This is a genomic window from Streptomyces sp. 63XJN7_1_ISO-PGPR-S23-121, assembly GCF_056173025.1.
The window spans coordinates 5,566,726-5,589,688 of record NZ_CM149653.1 but is presented as its reverse complement, the minus strand read 5'-3'; the positions used below and the strand labels follow the sequence as shown (position 1 = coordinate 5,589,688).

Here is a 22,963-nt window from a genome sequence, read left to right as displayed (position 1 = left end):
CCCCGAGGGCGCCGGGAAGCGGGTGGGCGACCACGCGCCGCCCGCGGCGTCCCCCGCACCGCCGTCCCGCCCCTCGGCCGGTAAAGCGCCCGGCAGGGAACCGGTAGGCTGGTCACATGTCCGAACCGACCGGTGCCGCCCGCAGGCGCGGGCCCTTCAAGGTCGGGGACCAGGTTCAGCTGACCGACCCCAAGGGCCGCCACTACACGTTCACGCTCGAGGCCGGGAAGAACTTCCACACCCACAAGGGTTCCTTCCCCCACGACGAACTGATCGGTGCTCCTGAGGGCAGCGTTGTCCGCACCACCGGTAACGTCGCCTATCTCGCGCTGCGCCCCCTGCTCCCCGACTATGTCCTGTCCATGCCCCGCGGGGCCGCCGTCGTCTACCCGAAGGACGCGGGGCAGATCCTCGCCTTCGCCGACATCTTCCCCGGCGCGCGCGTCGTCGAGGCCGGCGTCGGCTCCGGCTCGCTCAGCAGCTTCCTGCTGCGTGCCATCGGCGACCAGGGAATGCTGCACTCCTACGAGCGCCGCGAGGACTTCGCCGAGATCGCCCAGCAGAACGTGGAGCGCTACTTCGGCGGCCCGCACCCCGCCTGGCAGCTCACCGTCGGCGACCTCCAGGACAACCTGTCCGACGCCGACGTCGACCGGGTCATCCTCGACATGCTCGCCCCCTGGGAGTGCCTGGAGGCCGTCTCCAAGGCGCTCGTGCCCGGCGGCATCCTGTGCTGCTACGTCGCGACCACGACCCAGCTGGCCCGCACCGTCGAGTTCATCCGCGAGATCGGCTGCTTCAACGAGCCGACCTCGTGGGAGACGATGATCCGCAACTGGCACATCGAGGGCCTGGCCGTGCGCCCGGACCACCGGATGATCGGCCACACCGGCTTCCTGCTGACCGCCCGCCGCCTCGCCGACGGGGTCGAGCCCCCCATGCGCCGCCGCCGCCCCGCCAAGGGCGCCTACGGCGAGGACTACGCCGGCCCCAACGCCGACGGAGGCTCCGGCCGCTGACGCGGTCCCTTCCCGCCCGCAACGCAACGGCGCCGTGATGCAGTTCCCGCACATCCCGGGGAACTGCACCACGGCGCCGCCGCGTTGAGGGTCCTCTCCGGCCGGCTCGCCGGGCGGTCCGCCGACGGTAGCCCGGTCCGGGCCCCCGGGGCCGGGGCCGCTGTCCGGGCCAGAGGGCCGGGCCCGAGGGCCGGGCGGAACCCGAGTGAGTACCCACCCCGCCGTTCCCCCGCACTGTGACGTGTGGCACGATGCAGGCCACCCCCACCGGCACAGCCCTCACAGGAGACACTCCTCGTGCAGCACCCCGCCGTTCCGGACCTGTCGCACACGCACACCCGGCCGATCCACTGGGTCGCCACCGCCACCGCTCTCGCCGGAGTCGTGGCCCTCTCCTCGGTCCTGCAGCCCGACGCCGCGACAGCGGCCCAGGCCGCCGGACCGGAGACGAAGACCGCCCCGGCGCACGTCACCGCGCCCGACCCGGCCACCGTCACGTTCCCCCTGGACTGCGGCCCGGTCCGGGCCCTGGTGCAGAAGAAGGCGTCAGGCGATCTCGACGGCGACGGCCGGCCCGAGACGGTGGCCGCCGTGCACTGCGACGCCCCCATGGGCACCCCGCCCGACGGCGTCTACGTCATCACCCGGGACACCGGCAGCGGCAAGTCCCGTGTGGTGGCCACCCTGGTGGACCCCAAGGAGCGCCGGACCGTCACCGGCCTCTCGGTGCGCGGCGGCGCCGTCCTCGCCACGCTCCTCGGCTACTCGACGGCCGACGTGCCCAGTTGCTGCCCGGACGTCACCGACGACGTGAAGTGGCGGTGGAAGAACGGCGCGTTCGTCCGCGACACGCCGTCCCAAGCACGGACGGTCTGAACGACTGGGCCCCCACGCGTGACCTGACCCCACCGCTACGGTCACCGTGCGTGGTTCTATGTCACAGTTCGGTCACTCTGCGTCCGGACCGTAGACCTCGGCCCTGTCCGAAACGCGACGTACATGGATGCACTCGCCGGGGCATTCCCTCGCCGAGTCGACCACGTCCGTCAGGAGCGGCAACGGCACGGGCGTTGTCGCTCCCTTCGCCTGCAGGAGCTCGTCGTCCGCGCCCTTGACGTAGGCCAGACCGTCGATGTCCAGCTCGAACACCTCGGGCGCGTACTGCGCGCAGATGCCGTCACCGGTACACAGGTCCTGATCGATCCAGACCTCGAGAGCCTCGCCGTCGACTCCGGCCTCCTGCTGCACACTCATTGCTTCCTGCCGTTTCCTGCGTCGAACCGGTCGGGAATCCGGCCAGCTCTGACGGGTGTTGAACGCTTCGACCCTACCCCCGCCTGGGTTCCCGTCACGTTCCGTGGGTATTCCCCTGGCGTGAGGGAGAGCGCAAGGGTGAAGATCGGACACACCCCGCAGTCTTTGTGATCTAGGGGTTTCAATCGACACCCACCCAGGTAGGGTCTGGAAGCGTCCAGCTCCCCTTGGAGGAGGTGAGGACCGTGGCAGCCCACGACGACGACATGAACCGCGGCATCCGCCCGGGACGCGGGTCCGAGGACCCGGCCGGGCAGGTGGCCTACCTTGAGCAGGAGATCGCCGTCCTGCGACGCAAGCTCGCCGACTCTCCGCGGCACACGAGAATTCTCGAAGAGCGGATCGTCGAGCTGCAGACCAACCTGGCTGGCGTGTCCGCCCAGAACGAGCGACTCGCCGGCACGCTCCGCGAGGCCCGCGACCAGATCGTGGCCCTCAAGGAGGAGGTCGACCGGCTGGCCCAGCCACCGGCGGGCTTCGGCGTTTTTCTGCAGGCCAACGAGGACGGCACCGCCGACATCTTCACCGGCGGCCGCAAACTCCGGGTGAACGTCAGCCCGAGCGTCGAGCTCGAGGAGCTCCGGCGCGGCCAGGAAGTGATGCTCAACGAAGCCCTCAACGTGGTCGAGGCCATGGAGTACGAGAGCGTCGGCGACATCGTCACCCTCAAGGAGATCCTCGAGGACGGCGAGCGCGCCCTCGTGCTCGGGCACACCGACGAGGAGCGCGTGGTCCGGCTCGCCGAGCCGCTGCGGGGCATCACCATCCGCCCCGGCGACGCCCTCCTGCTCGAACCACGCTCCGGATACGTATACGAGGTCGTCCCCAAGAGCGAGGTCGAGGAACTCGTCCTCGAAGAGGTCCCCGACATCGGCTACGAGCAGATCGGTGGCCTCGGCGGACAGATCGAGGCCATTCGCGACGCGGTCGAGCTCCCCTATCTCTATCCGGACCTCTTCCGGGAGCACGAGCTGCGTCCGCCCAAGGGCGTCCTGCTCTACGGGCCCCCCGGATGCGGCAAGACGCTCATCGCCAAGGCCGTCGCCAACTCGCTGGCCAAGAAGGTCGCCGAGGTGACCGGCCAGGCCGCCGGCAAGAGCTTCTTCCTCAACATCAAGGGACCCGAGCTCCTCAACAAGTACGTCGGCGAGACCGAGCGGCAGATCCGCCTCGTCTTCCAGCGTGCTCGGGAGAAGGCCAGCGAGGGCACCCCCGTCATCGTCTTCTTCGACGAGATGGAGTCCCTTTTCCGCACCCGCGGCTCCGGTGTCAGCTCGGACGTGGAGAACACCATCGTCCCGCAGCTGCTCGCCGAGATCGACGGTGTGGAGGGCCTGCAGAACGTGGTCGTGATCGGCGCCTCCAACCGCGAGGACATGATCGACCCCGCCATCCTGCGGCCCGGCCGGCTCGACGTGAAGATCAAGATCGAGCGCCCGGACGCCGAAGCGGCCAAGGACATCTTCGGCAAGTACCTCACCGAGCGCCTCCCGCTCCACGAGGACGACCTCGTGGAGCACGAGAAGGACAAGGCGGCCACCGTCCAGAGCATGATCCAGACGGCGGTGGAACACATGTACGCCGAATCCGAGGAGAACCGCTTCCTGGAAGTCACCTACGCCAACGGCGACAAGGAAGTCCTCTATTTCAAGGACTTCAATTCCGGCGCCATGATCGAGAACATCGTCGGCCGCGCCAAGAAGATGGCGATCAAGGACTTCCTCGACAAGAACCAGAAGGGTCTCCGCGTCTCCCACCTCCTCCAGGCCTGCGTGGACGAGTTCAAGGAGAACGAGGACCTGCCCAACACCACCAACCCGGACGACTGGGCCCGCATCTCCGGCAAGAAGGGCGAGCGGATCGTGTACATCCGTACGCTCGTCACCGGAAAGCAGGGCGCGGACACCGGACGCTCCATCGACACGGTGGCGAACACCGGTCAGTACCTGTAAAAGGCAGGGCGGCTGCGGGTGCCCTCAGCGGGTACCCGCAGCCGACTGTTTTTGGGGGCCACGGCTGGAGCAAGGCAATGAGGCAAATGATCTCCCCACCGGCGCAGAGGCGTTCTAGGCTCTTCCGTACCGCCGAGTCGCGCAGTGCGGGGACGGGCACCGCACACGCACCGGAGCGCCACGTGAGCGGCGCCCACGACCGAGGGCGCCGCCGGGCAAGGAGGGCCGCATGACCGTACGGCGAGTAATGGGCATCGAGACGGAGTACGGGATCTCCGTCCCCGGTCACCCCAACGCCAATGCCATGCTCACCTCGTCCCAGATCGTCAACGCCTACGCGGCGGCGATGCACCGGGCCCGCCGGGCCCGCTGGGACTTCGAGGAGGAGAACCCGCTGCGGGACGCGCGAGGCTTCGACCTCGCCCGCGAGGCGGCGGACTCCAGCCAGCTCACCGACGAGGACATCGGTCTGGCCAACGTCATCCTCACCAACGGAGCACGGCTCTACGTCGACCACGCCCACCCCGAGTACAGCGCGCCGGAGGTCACCAACCCGCGGGACGCCGTGCTGTGGGACAAGGCCGGCGAGCGCATCATGGCCGAGGCGGCCGAACGGGCGGCCCAGCTGCCCGGCGCCCAGCCGATCCACCTCTACAAGAACAACACCGACAACAAGGGCGCCTCCTACGGCACGCACGAGAACTACCTGATGAAGCGGGAGACCGCCTTCTCGGACATCGTGCGCCACCTGACGCCCTTCTTCGTCTCCCGCCAGGTCGTCACCGGCGCCGGCCGCGTCGGCATCGGCCAGGACGGGCACGAACACGGCTTCCAGCTCAGCCAGCGCGCCGACTACTTCGAGGTCGAGGTCGGCCTGGAGACGACGCTGAAGCGGCCCATCATCAACACGCGCGACGAGCCGCACGCGGACGCGGAGAAGTACCGCCGCCTGCATGTGATCATCGGCGACGCGAACCTGTCGGAGATCTCGACCTACCTGAAGCTGGGTACGACGGCCCTGGTCCTGTCCATGATCGAGGACGGCTTCATCGCCGTCGACCTGGCCGTGGACCAGCCCGTGCGCACCCTCCACCAGGTCTCGCACGACCCGTCCCTCCAGCACCTGATCACCCTCCGCAGCGGGCGCACCCTCACCGCGGTGCAGCTCCAGATGGAGTACTACGAGCTGGCGCGCAAGTACGTGGAGGAGCGGTACGGCGCGGACGCCGACGAGCAGACCAAGGACGTCCTGGGCCGCTGGGAGGACACCCTCAACCGGCTGGAGAACGATCCGATGAGCCTCGCCGGCGAGCTGGACTGGGTCGCCAAGCGGGAGCTGATGGAGGGCTACCGACGCCGGGACAGCCTGGACTGGGACGCCGCCCGTCTGCACCTGGTCGACCTCCAGTACGCCGACGTACGGCCCGACAAGGGCCTGTACAACCGTCTGGTGGACCGCGGCCGCATCAAGCGGCTGCTGGACGAGACCGAGGTCGAGCGGGCCCGTACGAAGCCCCCGGAGGACACCCGGGCGTACTTCCGCGGCCGCTGCCTGGAGCAGTACGCGGACGACGTCGCGGCGGCCTCCTGGGACTCGGTGATCTTCGACCTGCCGGGGCGGGACTCCCTCCAGCGGGTGCCGACCCTGGAACCGCTTCGCGGAACGCGTAATCACGTCAAGGAGCTCCTGGACCGCTGCCGCACCGCGGACGACCTGGTCAGGGTCCTGTCCGGCGGGTGACGGCGCCGAGCGGGTACCCGGGAGACGACCGCCGGACAGGGTGAAAGTCACCGCGTCCGGGAACCATCGAGAAGACCCCCGCACGTTGAGGAAACTGCGGGGCCGATGTCGGACCCGGCTTGTAGGGTCTGATCTTGACCGAGCAACTGTGTCGGGCGAACCGAGCGGGGTGAGGGTTATGGCGACCAAGGACACCGGCGGCGGGCAGCAGAAGGCCACGCGTTCCACCGAGGAGGTCGAGGAGCAGGCGCAGGACGCGCAGGCGTCGGAGGACCTCAAGGAGCGCCAGGAGAAGCTCAGCGACGACGTCGACTCCGTCCTGGACGAGATCGACGACGTCCTCGAGGAGAACGCCGAGGACTTCGTGCGCTCCTTCGTGCAGAAGGGCGGCCAGTAGGCCTGTCCCTCCCCTGGACACGTGTGCCCGGGGGCCGACGAGGGACGGACGAGCAGGCCGGGTGTCGCGCGCGGTGCGGTGGAAGCCGTGCCGCGCGCGGCCGGAAAACGGGGGGCCGTGGTGTTCGTTCCGTGGTTCCCGCCGAGTATGTGGATCACCGCCGCCAGGCGGGTAGGGTCCGTGGCACAACAGACGCATACCTGGAAGGAATCGCGTGGAAGCCAACACTCGTAGCACCGGGCGTCTACCAGCTGCCTTCCTGACGCCCGGGTCCTCTTCGTTCATGGACTTCCTGGGAGAGCACCAGCCCGAGCTGCTCCCGGGCAACCGGCAGCTGCCGCCGGTGCAGGGCGTGGTCGAGGCGCCCCACGGCACCACGATCGTGGCCGTGACCTTCCCCGGGGGCGTCGTGCTCGCCGGTGACCGGCGGGCGACCATGGGCAACATGATCGCGCAGCGGGACATCGAGAAGGTGTTCCCGGCCGACGAGTACTCGGCGGTGGGCATCGCCGGCACGGCGGGTCTGGCCGTGGAGATGGTGAAGCTCTTCCAGCTGGAGCTCGAGCACTTCGAGAAGGTCGAGGGCGCGCAGCTGTCCCTGGAGGGCAAGGCGAACCGCCTGTCGACGATGATCCGCTCCAACCTGGGCATGGCGATGCAGGGGCTGGCCGTGGTGCCGCTGTTCGCCGGTTACGACGTGGACCGCGGCAGGGGCCGCATCTTCTCGTACGACGTCACGGGCGGGCGCTCCGAGGAGCACCACTACGCGACCACCGGGTCCGGATCGATCTTCGCGCGCGGCGCGATGAAGAAGCTCTTCCGCGAGGACCTGAGCGAGGAAGAGGCCACGACACTCGTGGTCCAGGCGCTGTACGACGCGGCGGACGACGACTCGGCGACCGGCGGTCCCGACGTCGCGCGCCGGATCTATCCGATCATCACTGTGATCACCGAGGACGGCTTCCGCCGGCTGACCGAGGACGAGAGCTCGCAGCTCGCCCGCTCGGTCCTCGACCGGCGGCTGGAGCAGCCCGACGGCCCGCGGGCCGCGCTGCTGTAGCGGCAAGGCCTCGCCGTGCGGATGACAAGTGGTCCAGTGACTTCGACAGAAAGGGACGGATAACCGGTGTCGACGCCGTTCTATGTCTCACCCCAGCAGGCGATGGCCGACCGGGCGGAGTACGCCCGCAAGGGCATCGCCCGTGGCCGCAGCCTGGTCGTGCTGCAGTACGCCGACGGCATCGTGTTCGTCGGCGAGAACCCGTCCCGTGCGCTGCACAAGTTCAGTGAGATCTACGACCGGATCGGCTTCGCGGCCGCCGGCAAGTACAACGAGTACGAGAACCTGCGCATCGGTGGTGTGCGGTACGCCGACCTGCGGGGCTACACCTACGACCGGGACGACGTGACGGCCCGCGGGCTCGCCAACGTGTACGCCCAGACGCTGGGCACGATCTTCTCCAGCTCGGCCGAGAAGCCGTACGAGGTCGAGCTGGTCGTCGCCGAGGTCGGCGAGAGCCCCGAGGGCGACCAGATCTACCGGCTGCCGCACGACGGCTCGATCGTGGACGAGCACGGCTCGGTCGCGGTCGGGGGCAACGCGGAGCAGATCAGCGGGTACCTGGACCAGCGGCACCGGGACGGCATGACGCTGGCCGAGGCGCTGAAGCTGGCGGTGCAGGCGCTGTCCCGCGACACCAACGGCAGCGAGCGGGAGATCCCGGCGGAGCGGCTGGAGGTCGCCGTGCTGGACCGTACGCGGCCGCAGAAGCGGAAGTTCAAGCGGATCGTGGGGGGTCAGCTGTCGCGGCTCCTGGACGGGGGAGCGGGCGGGGGCGGGACCACGTCCGAGGCCACGTCCGAGGACGAGGGCGGGGACGAGGAGTAGGCACGTTGGTGCCTCAGCAGTCGGCCGCCGTGGGACGCCCGCGGCGGCCTGTGCCGGTTCGGCGGGGGTGCGCGTAGCGCGTGCGGTCGCCCGCGCGTCACCCACCCGGCGCCGGGCGCCTCACCGGGGTGGCGCCGTGGAGCCCCGCACGACCAGGTTCACCGGGATGTCGCCGGCCTCCGGGGTCCCGCCCTCCAGGACCGCCAGCAGCGCCCGCATCCCCCGTTCGCCGAACAGCTCCGTGTCCAGGCGGACGGTCGTCAGCTCGGGGTCGATGGCCGTGGCCAGGCCGAGGTCGTCCAGGCCGGTCACCGAGAGGTCGTCGGGGACGCGCAGCCCCGCGCGGCGGGCCGCCTTGTACGCGCCGGCCGCCAGTTTGTCGTCGTCGCAGACCAGCGCCGTCGGACAGGGGCCGGGGCCCGCGAGCGCGGCCTCCGTGGCCGTCAGCGCGTCCTCGATCGAGATCGGGGCCCTGGCGGTGCGCAGCGTCGTGCCGGGAACGGCCTCCAGCCGCGCCGCGAGTTCCCGCGCGCGGACCTCGAACGTCCAGGACGGGACGTCCGCCGCCAGGTGCAGGAAACGGCGGTGGCCCAGCGACAGCAGGTGCTCCGTGATCTGACGGATGGCGTCCGCGATGTCCAGGTTGACCGTCGCCGCGCCCAGGCTGCCCTCCGGATCGCTGTCCAGCATGACGAGCGGGAGCTGGTCGCCGCGGATGGCGGTGAGCGCGTCGGCGGCCATGGAGGACGCGATGACCCCGTCCAGGGCGGCCTGGGCGGAGGCGAAGGGGTCCCGGGCGGGCCCGACGCCCTCGGGGGAGGGGTAGAGGACCACTCCGAAGCCGTGCTCGGCGGCGACGCGCGCCGCGCCGGTGTAGACGCCGGCGAAGAACTCGGTGGTCAGCGCGGGGACCACCAGCAGAACCGTGCGGGTCCGGCCCAGGCGGAGATTGCGGGCGGCCAGGTTCGGGCGGTAGCCGAGCGCGTGGGCGGCCTCGCGGACGCGCTGGGCGGTGGGTTCCGACACGCGGCCGCGCCACTTGTCGCCCAGGACCAGGGAGACCGCGGCCTGGGAGACGCCGGCGGCCTGGGCGACGTCCCGGCTGGTGGGGCGGGTGCTGCCTCGTGCCACCGTTCGCCTGCGCTTTCGTCTGGACTCGTGAACAGCCGACATGGTACGTATGACGGCGGAAGTTATACGTAAAACCTCATCGAGGTCCCATGCGAAGGGGGTGGGTCGTGGTCGCCGGATACCTGGACATTCTCCGGGCGCGACACGCCGTACGGCTGCTCGTCGGCACGCTCGTGGGGCGGCTGCCCAACGCCACCGCGGCGATCGCGATCGTGCTGTTCGTCCGGGCCGAGGGCGGCTCGTACAGCCTCGCGGGGGCGCTGGCCGCCGTGTACGGCGTCGCCAACGCCGTCGGGCAGCCCGTGCTGGGCCGGCTCGTCGACCTGCACGGGCAGCCGCGGGTGCAGCTGCCGGCCGCCGTGCTGTCGGGGCTGGCCATGGCGGTCTTCGCGTTCGCCGGTACCGGGCAGGCGGTGCTCGCGTACGCGGCCGTGGGTGCCGCGGGACTGTTCACGCCCCCGCTGGAGGGCGGACTGCGGGCGCTGTGGCCGAGTGTGCTCCGCGAGGAGGGCCAGGTGCACACGGCCTACGCCATGGACGCCGTGGCGCAGGAGGTCATGTTCACCGTCGGGCCGCTGCTCGTCACGGTGTGCGTGTCGCTGTGGTCGCCCCTGGTGGCGCTGCTCGTGCTGAACGCGGTGGGTGTGCTGGGTGCCCTGTCGGTGGTCGTGTCGCCCCCCTCGCGCGCGTGGCGGTCGGCTCCGCGCGAGGCGCACTGGCTGGGCGCGCTGCGGTCGTCCGGGCTGCTGGCCCTGCTGGGGGCCTTCCTGTTCATCGGGATGGCGCTGGGGTCCATCACCGTGGCCTCCGTGCCCTACGCGGACGAGCACGGCGGTGACGCCGTCTACGGCTGGCTGATGGCCGCCCTGGGGCTCGGCGCACTGGTCGGCGGGGCCGTCTACGGGGCCCGGCAGTGGGCCGGGGACCCGGCGCGGCGACTGACGCTCCTGGTGGCCCTTCTGGCGGTGTGTTACCTGCCGCTGATGCTGATGCCGGGCACGGTCGCCATGGTGCTGCTCACCGCGGTCGCGGGTGTCTTCCTCGCGCCGTGCATCGCCTGCGCGTTCGTCCTGGTCGACCGGCACGCGCCGCGGGGCACGGTGACGGAGGCCTTCTCCTGGCTGGTGACGACGTTCACCGTGGGGGCCTCGGTGGGTACGGGCCTGGCCGGTCCGGTCGTCGAGGCGGGCGGGGCCCTGTGGGGCTTCGCCGTGCCGGGGGCGGCCGGCGTGGTGTCCCTGCTCGTGCTGGCGTGCACGGGACGGGTCCTCGCAGCTCCCGCCCGGGGAGCGGTGGTTGCCGCTTCATCGGAAAATGATCCGAACCGTGCCGTCGAACCCCGTTTCAGTTCGGGTCATCAGGCGTAATGTTCAGTCATGGACCGCCGCATTTTCGGGCTGGAGAACGAGTACGGCGTCACGTGCACGTTCAGGGGACAGCGCCGCCTGTCGCCTGACGAGGTGGCGCGGTACCTCTTCCGCCGTGTCGTGTCATGGGGCCGCAGCAGCAATGTCTTTCTGCGCAACGGGGCCCGCCTCTATCTCGACGTGGGATCACATCCGGAATACGCGACACCCGAATGTGACAACGTGATCGAACTCGTCACCCACGACAAGGCGGGCGAGCGCATTCTCGAAGGACTCCTGGTGGACGCCGAACGACGCCTGCACGAGGAGGGAATCGCGGGCGACGTCTACCTCTTCAAGAACAACACCGACTCCGCGGGAAACTCCTACGGCTGCCACGAGAACTATCTGGTGGCGCGGCACGGGGAGTTCTCCCGGCTCGCGGACATCCTCATCCCGTTCCTGGTGACGAGGCAGCTGCTCTGCGGCGCCGGCAAGGTGCTGCAGACGCCGCGCGGTGCCGTGTACTGCGTCAGCCAGCGGGCCGAGCACATCTGGGAGGGCGTCTCCTCGGCGACCACCCGTTCCCGGCCGATCATCAACACCCGCGACGAGCCGCACGCCGACGCCGAGCGCTACCGGCGCCTGCACGTCATCGTGGGTGACTCCAACATGTCCGAGACGACCATGCTGCTCAAGGTCGGCGCCACCGACCTGGTGCTGCGCATGATCGAGGCGGGCACGGTGATGCGCGACCTGACCCTGGAGAACCCGATCCGGGCGATCCGCGAGGTCAGCCACGACATCACCGGGCGGCGCAAGGTGCGCCTGGCCAGCGGCCGGGAGGCCTCCGCGCTGGAGGTGCAGCGGGAGTACTACGAGAAGGCCGTGGACTTCTGCGAGCGCCGCGGCATCCGCACCGGGACGGTGGAGCGGGTGCTGGAACTGTGGGGCCGCACGCTGGACGCGATCGAGGCCGAGGACCTGGACCGCATCGACACCGAGATCGACTGGGTCATGAAGTACAAGCTCCTCGAGCGGTACCGGGCCAAGCACAACATGACCATGTCCCACCCGCGGGTCGCGCAGATAGACCTCGCCTACCACGACATCCACCGCCGTCGTGGCCTGTACTACCTGCTCGAGAAGAAGGGCCAGGCCGCCCGGGTCGCCAACGACCTGAAGATCTTCGAGGGCAAGTCGGTTCCGCCGCAGACCACTCGGGCCCGGCTGCGCGGCGACTTCATCCGGCGGGCCCAGGAACAGCGCCGGGACTTCACGGTCGACTGGGTCCACCTCAAGCTCAACGACCAGGCGCAGCGCACCGTGTTGTGCAAGGACCCGTTCCGTTCGGTGGACGACCGGGTGGAGAAGCTGATCGCCGGAATGTGATCCGGACGCACCGGGAAGGCGTTCCGCGCCCGAAGGGCACGGAACGCCACACGGGCACCGTACGTTAGCCGTACGGTGCCCTTCTCACGTCGTAGAGTTGCGCGCACGCCACAAGCAAGATCGACCCATACCGACACCGATACGAGGCCCCCACCGTGCGCCGACGCTCACTCCTCATCGCCGTTCCCGCCGGACTGGTCACGCTCGCCGCATGCGGTGACGAGGGCTCCGGCTCGAGCAAGGCCACCGACAGCGCGACGCCCCAGGCGTCGGCCACGTCCGCCGCTCCGAGCCCGAAGATCGTCGACGGCCCGCTGCCGGCGATCACGGCGGGCACGAAGTTCGGCGAGAAGCCGACCGTGGCCAAGGGCAGCGGCGAGCCCTCCAAGGACCTCGCGGTGAAGACGGTGATCGCCGGCGGCGGCAAGGCGGTCGCGGAGAACGACTTCCTCGTGGCCGACTACCTGGGCCAGATCTGGTCCAGCGCGAAGGTCTTCGACAACTCCTACGACCGCAAGACGCCGATCGTCATCCAGCTGGCGCAGGGCAGCATCATCGACGGCTGGCGGTACGCGCTGGCCGGCAAGAAGACCGGCAGCCGCGTCGAGTTCTCCGTGCCGCCCACCTACGGATACGGCGAACAGGGCAACGAGCAGGCGGGCATCAAGGGCACCGACACCCTCGTGTTCGTGGTCGACGTGAAGGACACCTTCAACGCCAAGAGCTCCGCCAAGGGCAAGGACGTCCCGCAGGACGACGCGGCGCTGCCCAAGGTCGGCACGAACACCGACGGCGCGGCGCCCTCCATCGAGGTGCCCGACACGCAGGCGCCGAAGAATCTCGTGGCGAACTACGTCATCGAGGGCGACGGCCCCGAGGTCGGCGCGCAGAGCACCGTGCTCGTCCAGTACAAGGGCGTCGTGTGGGACGGCGGCAAGGAGTTCGACTCGACGTACAGCAGGAAGCAGCTGACGTCCTTCTCGCTCCAGCAGGTCGTCAAGGGCTGGTCGCAGGGCCTGACCGGCAAGAAGGTCGGCAGCCGCGTCCTCGTCGTCATCCCGCCGGACCTGGGCTACGGCGACAACCCGCCGCAGGGCAGCGGCATCGAGAAGGACTCCACGCTGGTGTTCTCGGTCGACATCCTCGCTTCGATGTGACCCGCCGGGATGTAAGACTTGGGCGTTGCCTTTCCGCAGACAAGCAGGAGCCAGACACGTGAGCATCGACAAGCCCGAGATCGACTTCCCCGGCGGCGAGCCCCCGGCGGACCTCGAGATCAAGGACATCTGGGAGGGCGACGGCCCGGTCGCGCAGGCCGGCCAGACCGTGACCGTCCACTACGTGGGCGTGGCCTTCAGCACGGGCGAGGAGTTCGACGCCAGCTGGAACCGCGGTGCGCCGTTCCGCTTCCCGCTCGGTGGCGGCCGTGTCATCAAGGGCTGGGACCAGGGCGTGCAGGGCATGAAGGTCGGCGGCCGCCGCCAGCTGACCATCCCCGCGCACCTCGCCTACGGCAACCAGAGCCCGACCCCGGCGATCCAGCCCGGCGAGACGCTGATCTTCGTCGTCGATCTGCTCGGAGTCTGACCGACGCCCGATCGAAGCCGGTCATCCGGGGCCCATGCCTGGTCGGGCATGGGCCCTCGGCTTTTGCCGCGCCACCGCGGGGCGGTACGGTCATCCGTCGTAAGCACCATAGGGAGAAGGGCGTCGATGGCCATTGCCAAGGCCGAGCGGCTGATGAACCTGGCGCTGTGTCTGCTCGGGACGCGGCGGCCACTCAGCAAGCGCGAGCTGCGTGAGTCCATCGAGGCCTACCTCGAGGCGGGATCCGACGACTCCTTCAACCGCATGTTCGAGCGGGACAAGGACGACCTGCGGGAACTCGGCCTGGTCATCGAGACCGTCGAGGGCCTCGACGGCGAGATCGGGTACCTGGCCCGCCGCGACAGCAACCGCCTGCCGCCCATCACCCTCGACGCCGAGGAGGCCGCGGCCCTCGGGCTCGCCGCCAAGGTGTGGCAGCAGGCCAGGCTCGCCGGCGCCGCCAGTGGCGCGCTGCAGAAACTGCGGGCGGCCGGGCTGCCCGAGGACGTCGACCCGTACGAGGCGCACGGCGCGCTCGAGCCGCGCATCCCCGTGCACGAGGCCGCCTTCGAGCCGCTGATGCTGGCCTGCCGCGACCGCCGGCCGGTCCTCTTCGACTATCGCAAGGCCAACGCGGCGCAGCCCGAGCCGCGGCACGTCGAGCCATGGGCCTTGGAGTGCTGGCGCGGCCACTGGTACCTGGCGGGCTTCGACCGCGACCGCGGCGCGGAGCGGGTCTTCCGGCTGTCGCGGATCACCGGCAAGGTGCGCTCGCGCGGCGCGCGGTTCACCGCTCCCGTTCCCGACGTCGTCACCGTCCGTGAGACGGTCGCGAGCTGGGCGGGGGAGACCGCCGACCGCTCGGCGCTGATCCGGCTGCGGACGGGGGCCGGCTACCCCCTTCGGGCGAAGGCCACCGCCGTGCGGGAACGCGGAGACGGCTGGGACGAGTTGGAGATTCCGTACGGGCACGGCCTGGACGCCTGGCTGGTGGAGTTCGGGCCGGACGTGGTGGTCCTGGAGCCCGCGGAGCTGCGTGCGGACGTGGTGGACCGGCTGCGCGCCGTGGCCAAGGGCTGAGGGGGACGGACAACACAGTGGCAGGCAAACCGGTCAGGCCCGTGAACGCCATCGACCAGACCCGACGGATGCTGTCCCTGGTGACGTATCTGCGCGAGCGTCCCGGCGCCCGGGTCGAGGACGTCGCGCGTGCCTTCGGCATCACCGAGGACGAGCTGGTCTCCGACCTCGACGTGCTGCCCATGTGCGGCACCAGCTTCCGCGGCGGCGATCTGCTCGACATCGACACCGACGGCGAGCGCATCTGGTGGCACAACCCGGCCGCCCTGGGCGCCGACGCGGCCGAGCCGCTGCGGCTCGCCGCCGACGAGGCCACCGCGCTGCTCGTCGCCGCCCGCGCGGTGGCGACCCTGCCCGGTCTGCGCGAGAGCGACCGGCAGGCGCTGCTGCGGGCCACCGCCAAGGTCGAGACGGCGGCGGGCGAGGCCGCGGGCGCCAGTTCGCGCCTGTCCGTCACCTTCGAGTCCGAGGGCGGTGTCTTCGCCGACGTCGACCGGGCGATCTCCGAGCGGCGGCGCCTGTGGATCCGCTACTACTCCCCGGCCCGCGACGAGCTCACCGAGCGCGAGATCGACCCCATCCGCCTCGTCAGCGTGGGGCACACGTACGTGGAGGCCTGGTGCCGCCGCTCCGAGGCCCGGCGCACCTTCCGGCTCGACCGGGTCGCCGAGATCCGGATCCTGGACGAGCCGGCCGCGCCGCCCGAGGTGGAGCTGCGGGACCTGTCCGAGGCACTGGTGCAGCCGGCCGCCGAGGACCCCGAGGTCGTCGTGGAGGTCGGTCCGGGCGGACGCTGGGTCGCCGAGTACTACCCGCACGACAGTGCGCAGGAGCTGCCCGACGGCGGCCTGCGCATCACCCTGCGCACGCCCGACCCGGCGTCCCTGCGACGGCTGGCGCTCCGGCTCGGGCGCGACGGCCGGATCGTGTCCCCACCCGAGCTCGCCGGCAGCGCCCGGCGGGCGGCCCGCGAGGCGCTCGCCGCCTACGACGGGATCGAGGCCGTCGCGGCGCACGGTGCGGGGCCGGCACCGGCGACCGGGGCGGGGCCCACGGCGGCCGGCGGACCGGACCGGCACGACGGGCCGGAGCGGGCACGGTGAGCGAGGTGACGGGACCGGGTCCGCCGGACGTGACGGCGGCCTCGGCGTTCGCCGGCATGAGACGTGTCTCCCCGGTCGTCTTCCGGGCCGGCTGCCCGGACTGCCGGGGCCGCTTCGAACTCGCCGCGAGCGCCCTGCGCCTGGCCATCGGCGCCACGAGCCGCACCACGTTCTACTCCTTCACATGTCCCGAGTGCGGGTCCGCCGTCCGCAAGCCCGCGGGGGAGCGGATCGTGGAGCTGCTCACGGGCGGCGGGGTCAGGACCCTGCGGCTGCACTCCACCGTGTGACCGGCCGCCGTTCACGACCGGCCCGCGGGACGGTCTAGGCTCGGTGTCATGTTCTGGCCGATGTTCGCGGTTGCCGTGGGTTTCCTGGGTCTCGCCGTTCTCGCGGTGTGCGCCGTACGGGTGTTCGTCGAGGCGCAGAGGCTGGGACGGCAGGTGACGGACTCGGCGTCCCGCATCAACCGTGCCGCCGCGGACCTGGAGCGCGCCGCCCAGAGCGCCGCCCGCTCCGCGGACGCCCTGTGAGTCCGGCCCCATTCCTGGAGTGACCCGGCGGGTGCCGAGAGCCGCGTTCCGGACGACTTCGCCCTGTCACCACGCAGGTTCCGAGAGGTACGCTGCTGATCGCGCTCCGGAAAACGAGGCCCGGACGCGGACGGGAGTACGCACGGGGATTGCCTGACGTTCACCCCTGAGCGTTACGATCGCTGCACGAGACGATCGGTCGGACATCTGTCCAACGGGTCGCACAGCACCCCCACCCAGCCGCCTCGGTGAGAAGGTAAAGACTTATGTTCGGAAGGCTCGGCGCCCCCGAGATCATTCTCATCCTCGTCGTCATCGTCCTGTTGTTCGGCGCGAAGAAGCTTCCGGACATGGCGCGCTCGCTCGGCAAGTCCGCGCGCATCCTCAAGAGCGAGGCCAAGGCGATGAAGGACGACAACAAGTCCGCCGCCCCCGCCGACCCGCCGAACCCCGAGCAGTCCGCGACGCAGCGCACCATCCAGGCCGCCCCCGGCGACGTGACCAGCTCCCGCCCGGTCACCGAGCCGACGGACACGACCAAGCGCTGACGCAGGGCCGGTGAGGACCGGCCCGCCGCACGAGATGAGGACGTGGGTTGCTCAAGTCCGCCCGCAAGAAAGAGAAGGATCCCGAGGGGCGGATGCCCCTCGTGGAGCACCTGCGTGAGCTGCGCAACCGGCTCGCGAAAGGCATGCTGGCGATCACGGTCGTCACCGTGGCGGCTGTCTTCTACAGCCAGCAGCTGATGACCTTCCTCATGGACCCCGTGCCGCGCTGTACCGAAGGTCTCGGGGAGTCCACCGGAGGCGCCTGCGCCGTCATCGCCTACACCGACCTGCTGTCCCCCTTCACCACGACGGTGAAGGTGTGCCTGATGGCGGGCATCGTCCTCTCCAGCCCGGTCTGGCTCTACCAGCTCTGGGCCTTCGTGGCGCCGGGTCTGCACAAGAACGAGCGGAAGTACACGTACTGGTTCGTGGCGGCGGCCGTACCCCTCTTCCTCGGCGGCGGGTGGCTCGCCTACACGATCATGCCCATCAGCATGCGCGTGCTGCTGGGGATCACGCCCGACGGCTCGGCGAACATCCTGCCCATGGACAAGATCCTGGACTTCATCGTCCGGATGATCCTGATCTTCGGCGGTGCCTTCGAACTGCCCCTGGTCCTCGTCATGCTCAACCTCGCCGGTGCCGTCACCGGGCGCAGGATGGCCGGCTGGTGGCGTGGCGTCGTGATGGGCGTCTTCGTCTTCGGCGCCGTGGCGACACCCACCACCGACCCCGTCGGCATGATCGCCCTCGCCGGGCCGATCGTCGTCCTGTACTTCATGGCGGTCGGGTTCGCCCTGCTGAACGACAAGCGACGCCGCCGCGCCGACAGTGACGCCGAACTCGACGACGACGAGGCGTCGCAGCTCGACCTCACGCCGGAACCGGTCGACGAGATCGAACCCGTGACGGCGGCGCGGGCCCTGCCCCAGCAGGCGAGCGGTGCCGTCGACGGCACCCCGTCGACCCGGTACAACGGCTACGACGACGTGACCTGACCCAGCAGCGGTACGGGAGGGGCACCCGGGACGAACATCACATCGGGGACGTGACGCCGGTATCCGGGCGCGGGCCGGATAAAGATCGTCCTGTTGTCAGTGGGGCCCGGTACGCTCGAAAGTACGATGACAGAGGATCTCTCACCGGCCGAGCGGTACGCGGCAGCCCGTCAGCGTGCTGCCGAGCAGGCCACCGCGCTCGCGGCCTTCCGCGAGATGTACGACTTCGGCCTCGACCCCTTCCAGATCGAGGCCTGCCAGGCACTCGAGGCCGGCAAGGGCGTGCTGGTCGCCGCGCCCACCGGCTCCGGCAAGACGATCGTCGGCGAGTTCGCCGTCCACCTCGCCCTCCAGCAGGGCAAGAAGTGCTTCTACACGACACCCATCAAGGCCCTGTCGAACCAGAAGTACGCCGACCTGTGCCGCCGCTACGGCGCCGACAAGGTGGGGCTGCTCACCGGCGACAACAGCGTGAACTCCGACGCCCCGGTGGTCGTGATGACCACCGAGGTGCTGCGGAACATGCTGTACGCCGGCTCGCAGACCCTCCTCGGCCTCGGCTACGTGGTGATGGACGAGGTGCACTACCTCTCCGACCGCTTCCGCGGCGCCGTGTGGGAGGAAGTGATCATCCACCTCCCCGAGTCGGTGACCCTGGTGTCGCTGTCGGCGACCGTGTCGAACGCCGAGGAGTTCGGCGACTGGCTGGACACGGTGCGCGGCGACACCCAGGTGATCGTCTCCGAGCACCGTCCGGTGCCGCTGTTCCAGCACGTGCTGGCCGGGCGCCGCATGTACGACCTGTTCGAGGAGGGCGAGGGCCACAAGAAGGCCGTCAACCCGGACCTCATGCGCATGGCCCGCATGGAGGCGACCCGCCCGTCGTACCAGGACCGCCGCCGGGGCCGGCACATGCGGGAGGCCGACCGCGAGCGCGAGCGCAGACAGCGCTCCCGCATCTGGACGCCTGGCCGGCCCGAGGTCATCGAGCGGCTCGACTCCGAGGGCCTGCTGCCCGCGATCACGTTCATCTTCAGCCGGGCCGCGTGCGAGTCCGCCGTCCAGCAGTGCCTGTACGCCGGACTGCGGCTGAACGACGACGAGGCGCGCGCCGAGGTGCGCGCCCTCGTCGAGGAGCGCACCGCCTCCATCCCGGCCGAGGACCTGCACGTCCTCGGTTACTACGAGTGGCTGGAGGGACTGGAGCGGGGCATAGCCGCCCACCATGCCGGCATGCTGCCGACCTTCAAGGAGGTCGTCGAGGAGCTCTTCGTGCGCGGCCTGGTCAAGGCCGTCTTCGCCACCGAGACCCTCGCCCTCGGCATCAACATGCCCGCCCGCTCGGTGGTGCTGGAGAAGCTGGTCAAGTGGAACGGCGAGCAGCACGCCGACATCACCCCCGGCGAGTACACGCAGCTCACCGGCCGGGCCGGCCGGCGCGGCATCGACGTCGAGGGCCACGCCGTCGTGCTGTGGCAGCGCGGCATGAGCCCCGAGCACCTGGCCGGGCTGGCCGGCACCCGCACCTACCCGCTGCGCTCCAGCTTCAGGCCGTCGTACAACATGGCGGTCAATCTGGTCGAGCAGTTCGGCCGGCACCGCTCGCGGGAGCTGCTGGAGACCTCCTTCGCGCAGTTCCAGGCCGACAAGTCGGTCGTCGGCATCTCCCGGCAGGTCCAGCGCAACGAGGAAGGCCTGGAGGGCTACAAGGCCTCCATGACCTGCCACCTCGGCGACTTCGAGGAGTACGCGCGGCTGCGCCGCGAGCTGAAGGACCGCGAGACCGAGCTGGCCCGGCAGGGTGTCAGCCAGCGGCGCGCCGAGGCCGCCGTGGCGCTGGAGAAGCTGAAGCCCGGTGACGTGATCCACGTGCCGACGGGCAAGTACGCCGGTCTCGCCCTGGTGCTGGACCCGGGCCTGCCCGCCGGACGCTCCAACGGCCACCGCGGCTTCGAGCACCACGACGGCCCGCGCCCGCTGGTGCTGACCGCCGAGCGGCAGGTCAAGCGGCTGGCGTCGATGGACTTCCCGGTGCCCGTCGAGGCGCTGGAGCGGATGCGCATCCCGAAGTCCTTCAACCCGCGCTCCCCGCAGTCCCGTCGGGACCTCGCCTCCGCGCTGCGCACCAAGGCCGGGCACATCCCGCCGGAGCGGGCCCGCAAGAAGCGCTCCCAGGCGGCCGACGACCGGGAGATCGCCCGGCTGCGCAAGGCCATCCGCGCCCATCCCTGCCACGGCTGCGACGACCGTGAGGACCACGCCCGCTGGGCCGAGCGCTACCACCGGCTGATGCGTGACACCTCCCAGCTGGAGCGCCGGATCGAGGGACGGACGAACACCATCGCCCGCACCTTCGACCGGATCGTCGCCCTGCTGACCGAGATGGACTACCTGCGCGCCGACGAGGTCACCGAGCACGGCAAGCGGCTCGCCCGGCTGTACGGCGAACTCGACCTGCTCGCCAGCGAGTGCCTGCGCGAGGGCGTCTGGGAGGGGCTCTCCCCGGCCGAACTCGCCGCCTGTGTCTCGGCGCTGGTCTACGAGTCGCGGGTCGCCGACGACGCGATGGCGCCGAAGGTGCCCTCCGGGAAGGCCAAGGCCGCGCTCGGTGAGACGGTGCGCATCTGGGGACGGCTGGACGCCCTGGAGGAGGAGTTCCGGATCAGCCAGACCGAGGGGGTCGGCCAGCGCGAGCCCGACCTCGGCTTCGCCTGGGCGGCCCACGAGTGGGCGTCCGGCAAGGGCCTCGACGAGGTGCTCCGCGAGGCGGAGATGCCGGCCGGTGACTTCGTGCGCTGGTGCAAGCAGGTCATCGACGTCCTCGGCCAGATCGCGGCGGCCGCGCCCCGCGAGGGCTCGACGGTCCCGAAGAACGCCCGCAAGGCGGTCGAAGGGCTGCTGCGCGGAGTGGTCGCCTACTCGTCCGTGGGCTGATCCGCCCCACCGGCCCGGCAGGGCGCGGTCCGTCCCCGCACACGCGGACGGACCGCGCCCCGCCGGGCCTTCGTGCGTCCGGGGCACGGCGTCCCGATCCCTCGTCACGGTGAGTGGTATTCGCACGCCCGAACGCCCTTACTTCAGGTGTTCGAACGACTGCTCAGCGTGCAAATGGGCTCGAGGCTACTCCGGCACCCATGCCCGTTTCAGGTGCTTGCCGAATATGACACGACGATGATCCGCTCGGACTAGGCTCGCCCGCAGCGCACCGAGTTGAGGTGAATTCGCGCGCTTGTTCCCAATGCGCCGAACGTCCCGTCAGCTCCGCACACATACCCCCCTGCAAGCTTCCCCATCCCCGCCGACTCGTTTCAGAGGGCCTACATGGTGAGTGTTGATTCCCCTCCAGGGCGCCGTGAACTTCCTTACGCGCGAACGCTGTTGCTCCCCGTCATACTGATGGCCGCGGCGACCGGGGCCGCCGTCGCCCTGGTGACGGAACCGGCCCGCCCCGCCGTCGGCTGGTGCGGCGCCGTCGCCACGCTGCTGGTGGTCGCCACGGCGGCCGAAGCGGTACGCCGCGGCCGTACCCTGCGCGCGCTGCGCGCCGAACACGCCCGTCACAGCGCGTATCTGGAACGGCGGGTCGCCGGGCACCACGAGGAGATGGCCCGCATCGGCGGCGAGATCCTGCCCGCCGCCGTCCGCCACATGCGCCGGGGCAACACGCCCGACGAGACGATGCGGCACCTGCCCGAACTCGACGCCTCCTACGCCGACCTAGGCGAGCCGCAACGGGACCTCATCCGCTCGGTGTGCGCGATCATCGACCACCAGGACTCCATGCGCGAGTCCGCCGAGCGCTCCTTCGTCGACATCGCCCGACGCGTCCAGGCGATCGTCCACCAGCAGAACAAGGAACTGCGCGAGATGGAGGAGGACCACGGACGCAACCCCGAGGTCTTCGACGACCTCCTGCGCATCGACCACGGCACCGCGCTGATCGGCCGCCTCGCCGACTCGATCTCCGTCATCGGCGGCGGCCGGCCCGGACGCCAGTGGCCCGACCCCGTCGCGCTCTACAGCGTGCTGCGCGGCGCCATGTCCCGGATCCTGGAGTACCGCCGGATCAACCTGGCCTCCATCGCCAAGGTCAACATCAAGGGCACCGCGGTCGAGCCGGTCATCCACGCCGCCGCGGAACTCCTCGACAACGCCACCCGCTACTCGCCGCCCGGGTCCAAGGTGCACGTCACCGCGACCGAGGTGCAGAGCGGCGTGTGCATCGAGATCGAGGACGCCGGCGTCAGCCTCAGCGAGGAGTCCCGCGCCCGCATCGAGGGCCTGCTCGAGGACGCCAAGCGCGGCACGGACGTGCAGGACCTCAGCCAGCATCCCCGCCTGGGCCTGTCCGTCGTCGGCCGGCTGTGCACCCAGTACGGCATGGACGTCTCGCTGCGGGCCTCCGCGTACGGCGGGGTCCGCGCCATCCTCATCGTGCCCGGCACGATGCTGACCACCGAGCCCGGCGTCGGCCTCGCCCACGGCATCGGCGCGACCTCGATCCCCACCCCGGGCCCCGACGCCCTCCCCGGCCCCCAGCGCAGGCCCAAGAAGCGCCGCCCCACCAGCCCGCGCGTCCCGGCCACGGTCTCGCTCGAGGACGACGTCCCCGAGGTCACCGAGTGGACGGCGGGCGGCCTCCCGCAGCGCCGCAGCAGGGTGAAGATGCCGCTCAGCCGGCGGCTCGCCGAGCAGGCGGTCTGGGAGCGCGAGGACGCCGAGCGCGAGGCCCGGGAGGCCGCCGAGCGGACCCGGAACGGCATCCCGGCGGCGCCCGAGCCCGAGCCGGCCGGGACGACCCCGCCGGGGCAGTGGGTCGAGGCCTTCTGGGAGGGCCTCAAGCAGCACCCGGGCCTGACCCAGGCCCACCAGCAGTCCACCAGCCGGCCGGCCGGCGCCCCGGCCGACGACGAGGGGAACCTCAAGTGATCGAA

At 70.7% G+C, this 22,963-nt stretch carries 21 protein-coding genes and 1 pseudogene; 20 read left to right on the top strand and 2 right to left on the bottom strand.

The features are described from left to right. The first annotated feature begins 116 nt into the window (after window positions 1-116). A complete protein-coding gene (locus tag AC0VYN_RS24895; RefSeq protein WP_475532763.1) occupies window positions 117-1,019 on the top strand; it encodes a tRNA (adenine-N1)-methyltransferase in 903 nt (300 codons plus the stop codon). Window positions 1,020-1,316: 297 nt separating this feature from the next. Then, window positions 1,317-1,895 carry a hypothetical protein gene (locus AC0VYN_RS24890; protein WP_475532762.1) on the top strand — a complete coding sequence of 193 codons (579 nt, stop codon included), beginning with the start codon at window positions 1,317-1,319 and terminating at the stop codon, window positions 1,893-1,895. Window positions 1,896-1,967: 72 nt separating this feature from the next. On the opposite strand, the gene AC0VYN_RS24885 is transcribed toward AC0VYN_RS24890, so the two are convergent. After that, on the bottom strand, window positions 1,968-2,273 hold the full coding sequence (locus tag AC0VYN_RS24885; RefSeq protein ID WP_475532761.1) for a ferredoxin: 306 nt from the start codon (window positions 2,271-2,273) through the stop codon (window positions 1,968-1,970). Window positions 2,274-2,518: 245 nt separating this feature from the next. Here AC0VYN_RS24885 and arc point away from each other — a divergent pair, with 245 nt between their 5' ends. From arc to prcA, 6 genes and pseudogenes are all read left to right on the top strand, one after another. Then, window positions 2,519-4,285, top strand: coding sequence for a proteasome ATPase (arc, locus tag AC0VYN_RS24880; RefSeq protein WP_475532760.1), 1,767 nt, complete (start codon window positions 2,519-2,521; stop codon window positions 4,283-4,285). A 229-nt stretch (window positions 4,286-4,514) separates the two neighbouring features. Next, window positions 4,515-6,026 (top strand): depupylase/deamidase Dop, encoded by a 1,512-nt coding sequence (gene dop, locus AC0VYN_RS24875; RefSeq protein WP_451686938.1) that lies wholly within the window; start codon window positions 4,515-4,517, stop codon window positions 6,024-6,026. Window positions 6,027-6,204: 178 nt separating this feature from the next. Next, entirely contained in the window at window positions 6,205-6,423 is a 219-nt protein-coding gene (locus tag AC0VYN_RS24870; RefSeq protein WP_016325855.1) for a ubiquitin-like protein Pup, read from the top strand. Window positions 6,424-6,614: 191 nt separating this feature from the next. Then, a pseudogene (locus AC0VYN_RS24865) lies at window positions 6,615-6,686 on the top strand (endonuclease VII domain-containing protein); the annotation flags it as partial. After that, window positions 6,683-7,483: a proteasome subunit beta gene (gene prcB, locus AC0VYN_RS24860; protein ID WP_475536979.1), complete on the top strand. Its 801-nt coding sequence runs from the start codon at window positions 6,683-6,685 to the stop codon at window positions 7,481-7,483. The pseudogene AC0VYN_RS24865 and the gene prcB, both read left to right, overlap by 4 nt. Before the next feature lie 66 nt (window positions 7,484-7,549). Further along, window positions 7,550-8,311 (top strand): proteasome subunit alpha, encoded by a 762-nt coding sequence (prcA, locus tag AC0VYN_RS24855; RefSeq protein ID WP_475532759.1) that lies wholly within the window; start codon window positions 7,550-7,552, stop codon window positions 8,309-8,311. Between the two features lie 120 nt (window positions 8,312-8,431). Here prcA and AC0VYN_RS24850 read toward each other — a convergent pair whose 3' ends face one another. Next, window positions 8,432-9,442 carry a LacI family DNA-binding transcriptional regulator gene (locus tag AC0VYN_RS24850; RefSeq protein ID WP_475532758.1) on the bottom strand — a complete coding sequence of 337 codons (1,011 nt, stop codon included), beginning with the start codon at window positions 9,440-9,442 and terminating at the stop codon, window positions 8,432-8,434. 107 nt (window positions 9,443-9,549) lie between these two features. Between AC0VYN_RS24850 and AC0VYN_RS24845 the strand changes: the two genes are divergently transcribed. From AC0VYN_RS24845 to AC0VYN_RS24790, 12 genes are all read left to right on the top strand, one after another. Continuing rightward, a complete protein-coding gene (locus AC0VYN_RS24845; RefSeq protein WP_475536978.1) occupies window positions 9,550-10,809 on the top strand; it encodes an MFS transporter in 1,260 nt (419 codons plus the stop codon). 9 nt (window positions 10,810-10,818) lie between these two features. Continuing rightward, a complete protein-coding gene (gene pafA / locus AC0VYN_RS24840) occupies window positions 10,819-12,180 on the top strand; it encodes a Pup--protein ligase (protein WP_055416065.1) in 1,362 nt (453 codons plus the stop codon). Between the two features lie 155 nt (window positions 12,181-12,335). Next, window positions 12,336-13,337: an FKBP-type peptidyl-prolyl cis-trans isomerase gene (locus tag AC0VYN_RS24835; protein WP_475532757.1), complete on the top strand. Its 1,002-nt coding sequence runs from the start codon at window positions 12,336-12,338 to the stop codon at window positions 13,335-13,337. 58 nt (window positions 13,338-13,395) lie between these two features. After that, window positions 13,396-13,767 (top strand): FKBP-type peptidyl-prolyl cis-trans isomerase, encoded by a 372-nt coding sequence (locus tag AC0VYN_RS24830; protein WP_328428862.1) that lies wholly within the window; start codon window positions 13,396-13,398, stop codon window positions 13,765-13,767. A gap of 126 nt (window positions 13,768-13,893) precedes the next feature. Beyond that, entirely contained in the window at window positions 13,894-14,847 is a 954-nt protein-coding gene (locus AC0VYN_RS24825; protein ID WP_385458418.1) for a helix-turn-helix transcriptional regulator, read from the top strand. A 17-nt stretch (window positions 14,848-14,864) separates the two neighbouring features. Continuing rightward, window positions 14,865-15,950: a helix-turn-helix transcriptional regulator gene (locus AC0VYN_RS24820; RefSeq protein ID WP_475532756.1), complete on the top strand. Its 1,086-nt coding sequence runs from the start codon at window positions 14,865-14,867 to the stop codon at window positions 15,948-15,950. Window positions 15,951-16,006: 56 nt separating this feature from the next. Beyond that, window positions 16,007-16,240: a hypothetical protein gene (locus AC0VYN_RS24815; RefSeq protein WP_361577975.1), complete on the top strand. Its 234-nt coding sequence runs from the start codon at window positions 16,007-16,009 to the stop codon at window positions 16,238-16,240. Between the two features lie 48 nt (window positions 16,241-16,288). Then, a complete protein-coding gene (locus AC0VYN_RS24810) occupies window positions 16,289-16,483 on the top strand; it encodes a hypothetical protein (RefSeq protein WP_385458416.1) in 195 nt (64 codons plus the stop codon). A gap of 266 nt (window positions 16,484-16,749) precedes the next feature. Further along, window positions 16,750-17,031 (top strand): Sec-independent protein translocase subunit TatA, encoded by a 282-nt coding sequence (tatA, locus tag AC0VYN_RS24805; protein ID WP_385458415.1) that lies wholly within the window; start codon window positions 16,750-16,752, stop codon window positions 17,029-17,031. A 92-nt stretch (window positions 17,032-17,123) separates the two neighbouring features. Then, window positions 17,124-18,029, top strand: a complete 906-nt coding sequence (gene tatC, locus AC0VYN_RS24800; RefSeq protein ID WP_475532755.1) for a twin-arginine translocase subunit TatC — start codon at window positions 17,124-17,126, stop codon at window positions 18,027-18,029. 126 nt (window positions 18,030-18,155) lie between these two features. Next, window positions 18,156-20,963, top strand: coding sequence for a DEAD/DEAH box helicase (locus AC0VYN_RS24795; RefSeq protein ID WP_385458413.1), 2,808 nt, complete (start codon window positions 18,156-18,158; stop codon window positions 20,961-20,963). 387 nt (window positions 20,964-21,350) lie between these two features. Further along, window positions 21,351-22,958: a sensor histidine kinase gene (locus AC0VYN_RS24790; protein ID WP_475532754.1), complete on the top strand. Its 1,608-nt coding sequence runs from the start codon at window positions 21,351-21,353 to the stop codon at window positions 22,956-22,958. The last annotated feature ends 5 nt before the right edge of the window (window positions 22,959-22,963 follow it).